This window comes from Micromonospora maritima (genome assembly GCF_902825405.1).
Taxonomy (GTDB): Bacteria; Actinomycetota; Actinomycetes; order Mycobacteriales; family Micromonosporaceae; genus Micromonospora; species Micromonospora maritima.
Genome location: NZ_CADEAU010000440.1, coordinates 1 through 4,447, shown reverse-complemented (window position 1 = coordinate 4,447; position 4,447 = coordinate 1). Strand labels below are relative to the sequence as shown.

General features: G+C 74.8%; 4 protein-coding genes and 1 pseudogene. 2 read left to right on the top strand and 3 right to left on the bottom strand.

The features are described 5' to 3' along the window. A pseudogene (locus HUW36_RS26570) lies at positions 1-284 on the top strand (hypothetical protein); the annotation flags it as partial. A 901-nt stretch (positions 285-1,185) separates the two neighbouring features. Beyond that, entirely contained in the window at positions 1,186-2,265 is a 1,080-nt protein-coding gene (locus HUW36_RS26565; RefSeq protein ID WP_174530647.1) for an AI-2E family transporter, read from the top strand. 4 nt (positions 2,266-2,269) lie between these two features. Here the strand turns inward: HUW36_RS26565 and HUW36_RS26560 are convergent, their stop codons facing one another. The 3 genes from HUW36_RS26560 to HUW36_RS26550 form a co-directional block, all read right to left on the bottom strand. Further along, positions 2,270-3,079, bottom strand: a complete 810-nt coding sequence (locus tag HUW36_RS26560) for an alpha/beta hydrolase (protein ID WP_174530646.1) — start codon at positions 3,077-3,079, stop codon at positions 2,270-2,272. Between the two features lie 66 nt (positions 3,080-3,145). Beyond that, entirely contained in the window at positions 3,146-3,478 is a 333-nt protein-coding gene (locus tag HUW36_RS26555; RefSeq protein WP_098747099.1) for a hypothetical protein, read from the bottom strand. Positions 3,479-3,535: 57 nt separating this feature from the next. Then, the coding region (locus tag HUW36_RS26550) for a hypothetical protein (RefSeq protein ID WP_174530645.1) at positions 3,536-4,447 on the bottom strand (912 nt) is incomplete at its 5' end.

The following is a 4,447-nucleotide window of genomic DNA, read 5'->3' as shown; positions in this document are numbered from 1 at the left end:
CGGCGGCGGCTCCGGCCAACGGGTCCGCGCCGGTCAAGTCGGCGGGTGAGCCGGTGGAGGCGGGGAAGGCCAAGCCGGTCGGCGAGCCGGTGACCACCATGGACTCCCCCGGCGGCGCGGGCGTCGACGGCGAGCCCACCGTGGCCGCGGTGCCGGGCGAGGGCGGTCGCGGGGCCACCCCGACGAAGATCACCAGTACCGGAGAGAACGGCAAGCGCCCGACGAAGCCCACCACCGACGAGCGCAGCGCCAAGCCGAGCACGGTCACCGTCGACAAGGACTGACCCGACCCCGCGTTCCGGCGGGTCGGCCGCTGGCCGAACCGGCCGTCCCGGATCGCTCACCCTCCCCGAGCCCGCGCTCACGCTCGAAGCCGGGCACGATCCACACCGCGTCGCCAGAGAGGGCGGCGGCATACCCGCGTACCGTGCGCACCACGCAGACACCCGCCACGTTCCGCCCGCCACCGCCTCGAGTCCGTCGCCGCCTGCGTCGTCCAAGTGTGACGGAGGGTGACGCCGTCGGGTCCATGGCACCTCTCGAAGGTGATATACCGCTGGGTCATATTCATGACTCAGCGGTATATCGCCCGATACCGACGTGCCGGGGCGGACGGACGCCGGTGTCCGGCGATGGGCGGCTGTGACACACCCATGGCGTCCCACCGCCTCGAACCGAGGACAGGGGCGTGCCTCGATGCGGCGGGAAGCATCGGAAGGATGGTCCGCCCGGGCGGTGGCGGCTAACCTGCGGGCAGGGGTCGCGGCGTCCGTGGTCGCGGCCCGCCAGGGAGTCGCTCCGCGGGTCGGCCGGAGCAGCGGGAACCGGGAGGCACGGGTGTCGCAGGAGGGATCGGCCGCCTCGGACGACGACCCGTTCGAGGCGTTGCGTCCGGAGCCGGACCCCGCCGACCGCCCCACGGACCGCCCCACCGACCGCGCCGGCTCAGCCGAGCAGGACGCCACCACCCCGGACCGGAACGACACCACCACGACTGGGGACGACGGCGGACCGGTCCGGAACGACATCGGCCGCCACGGGGACCGCGGTACCGAGACCGTGCCTGACGCCGGCCCGCCCGGGCACCGCACCGGCCCGGTCCACCGGGGTCGCCCGGGCCGTGCCGCGGACACCGCAGCGGAAGCGGGCGACGCCGACACCGCAGCGACAGCGGGCCACGCCGACGTGCTCGTCGAACCCGGTGAGTTCGAGTCGAGCGGACGGTACGGGGTTCCGGGGCGGCCGTTGCGACGCAGCAGCTTCCTGGTCGGCTTCACCGGGGCGCTGGGGGTGCTGCTGGCGTACGCGGTCTTCCTCGGCGTGCGCAACGCGGCCGGCATCCTGGTGCTGGTGGTGATCGCGCTGTTCCTCGCGGTCGGTCTGCACCCGGCGGTGGTCCGGCTGCGCCGGTGGGGGCTGCCGCACGGGCTGGCCGTGGCGGTGGTGACGCTGACCGTCGTGCTGCTGATCATCGGCGGGCTGCTGGCGCTGGTGCCGCCGGTGGTGACCCAGTCCGGGCAGTTCGTGCAGCAGCTTCCCGGCTACGTCGAGGACCTGCGCCGCAACCCGACGGTCAACGACCTCGTGGTCCGCTACGACGTGATGGAGCGGGTCCGGTCGGCGGCGGACGCCGGCACGATCGGCCGGGCGCTCGGCGGCGTGCTGGGCGGCGCGCAGTTGATCTTCGGCACGATCTTCCGGGTCCTGACCGTGCTGGTGCTGACGATCTACTTCCTGGCCTACTTCGACAGGCTGCGGGACCTCGGGTACGCGCTGGTGCCGCGCTCCCGCCGGGAGCGGGTCCGGTTGATCGGCGACGAGATCCTGACCCGGGTCGGCGCGTACATGGTCGGCGCGTTGGCCATCGCGGTGCTGGCCGGGGCGAGCACGTTCGTGTTCGCGCTGGTGGTCGGTCTGCCGTACCCCTTCGCACTGGCCGTGGTGGTCGCGGTGACCGACCTGATCCCGCAGATCGGGGCGACCCTCGGCGCGGTGGTGGTGACCCTGGTCGGGCTCGCCACCGACCTGCCGGTGGGCATCGCCTGCCTGGTGTTCTTCCTGGTCTACCAGCAGGTGGAGAACTACCTGATCTATCCGAAGATCATGCGTCGGGCGGTGTCGGTGAACGAGGTGGCCGCGCTGCTCGCCGCGCTGCTCGGGGTGTCGCTGCTGGGCGTGGTGGGCGCGCTCATCGCGATTCCCACGGTGGCCGCGTTGCAGCTGATCCTGCGCGAGGTGGTGCTGCCCCGGCAGGACGCCCGCTGAGCCGTTACTCGGCCCGCCGCTGGGCCGGGCCGGGGACCGGGGTGTCGGCGAAGGCGGCCACGGTGCGGTCCGCGTACGCGCTGACGTCGCCGGTCTCCATCGGGCCGTCCCAGGTGGTCGGCAGCGGCAGGGACACGTCGGGGGCGACCCGCCGGACGATCTCGTCGAGCACCCTCTCCGCGTCGCCGACCCAGAGGTGCTTGGCGCCGTCCACGCCGACGACCTCGGCCTGCGGGACCGCGGCGAAGCGCTGCCGGGCCTCCTCGGGGCGCAGGTAGTCGTCGAACTCCGGCACCAGGGCGGTGAGCGGCCGGCCGGACTCGGCCCACACCGCGAGGTCCTCGGGTGCGGAGAAGCGCAGCGGCGGGGAGAGCAGGATCGCGCCGGTCACGGCCGGGTCGCAGCCGTACTTGAGCGCCAGGTCGGTGCCGAAGGACCAGCCGACCAGCCAGATGTTCGGCAGTTCGTGGAACTCGGCGTACTCGATCGCGGCGGCCACGTCGAACCGCTCGCCGACGGCGCCGTCGAACGCCCCCTCGCTGGTGCCGCGGACGCTGCTGGTGCCCCGGGTGTTGAACCGGAGCACGGCCAGGTCTGCCAGCGCGGGCAGCCGCCAGGCCGCCTTGCGGAACACGTGGCTGTCCATCATCCCGCCGTGGGTGGGCAGCGGGTGCAGGCAGACCAGGGTGGCGACCGGCTCGCGCTCCAGCGGCCGGGCCAGCTCGCCGACCAGCGTGAGGCCGTCGGCGGTGTGCAGCTCGATGTCCTCCCGGCGGCCGGGCAGGATCGACGACGCGCGAATCGGAGTGCTCACCGTGCCAGTCTCCCGCGCCACCGGCCCCGCCGCCCGCCGGGGCGGGAACCTGGTGATCCAGATCGCTCAGCCGTAGCGGGGGGCGCCGCGGCCGCGCTGGAGGTTGGGGCCGCGCCGGTCCCGGGCCCGCCAGCAGCCGCTGTGCCAGTGCCGGCGGTCGGTGAGGTCACCCCGGTCGTCGGCCGGCCAGGCCACCAGGTGCGCCACGCCCGGACGGATCTCCTGGTCGCAGCCGGGACAGCGGTACGTCTTGACGGACGCCCCACCGCTGATCGCGCGCACCTGCCAGTCGCCGTCGCGCCACTGCTGCACGGTCGGCACGCCGTGGCGCGCGCGCTCGGCGTCCAGGCCGGTGGTCTCGTCCCGACGGGGGCGGTTGCGACGGGGGCTCACGGTCACCAAGCGTACGGGCCGCCGGCCGGACCGGCCCGGGTCGGGCGGCCCGGCCGGCGGGGGTCAGTCCCAGGTCTCCGGGTCGGTCAGGTCCGGCGCCACCCGCGTGCCGGCCAGCACGCTCGCCGCCTCGGCCTCGGTGAAGTCGACCTGTCCCGCGGGCGGCTCGTTCGGCCACAGCCAGCCGAACGTGGCGGTCAGGTGCGCCTTCGGGATGCCGAGCAGTTCGAGCCGGTGTCCGTCGGAGGAGAGCTGGGCGGGACGTCCGCCCACGGTCCGGTTGCCGGAGGTGACGTCCCGCGCGATCTGCGCGCCGTGGACCAGTTGGACGTCCATCGAGGCCGTCGGCGCCCGGACGAGAGTCAGCTCGACGGTGAGGCCGCCCGGGAACGCGCTCACGTCGACCGCGCAGGTGGCCACCTGGGCGTCCGGCGGCACGGCGCCCAGCCGCAGCGGCGCGTCGCACCGGCGTGCCTCGTTCCAGCGGATGGCGCCCACCGCCTCGGTCAGGGCGCTCCGGTCGCCACCGAGCATGCTCGCCCGGGCGTAGAGGCCGGGAACCGGCTGCCAGGCCCGGACCGCGCCGCCGCCCCCGACCCGGAACTCGCGGACCTTGCCGTCGAACGTCACCGGGATCGCGCCCTCGTCGCCGGGGAGGCCGTTGAGCAGGAGTTCGGACACCGCCCGGCGGTCCGGGCTCACCTCGACCAGCACCGGCCGCCCGTCACCCACGCGGTACTGGATCGACTCGGTCCGGTTCGCGGTGTAGGCCGCCCAGCCCAGGTAGCGGGCCCGGCGGGTGTCCAGCCCCAGGTGCAGCACCAGGGGGTCGCTGCCGACCAGGTCGGGGCGCCGGGCGGCGCCCGCCGTCCCGTCAACCCTCGGCGGGACCGGCGTGACCGCCGTCGGGGTCGTCGCCGCCCAGGGCATCCGCCCGGCCAGCCCGCCCACGTCCGTCCGTACCGCGCCGGCCAG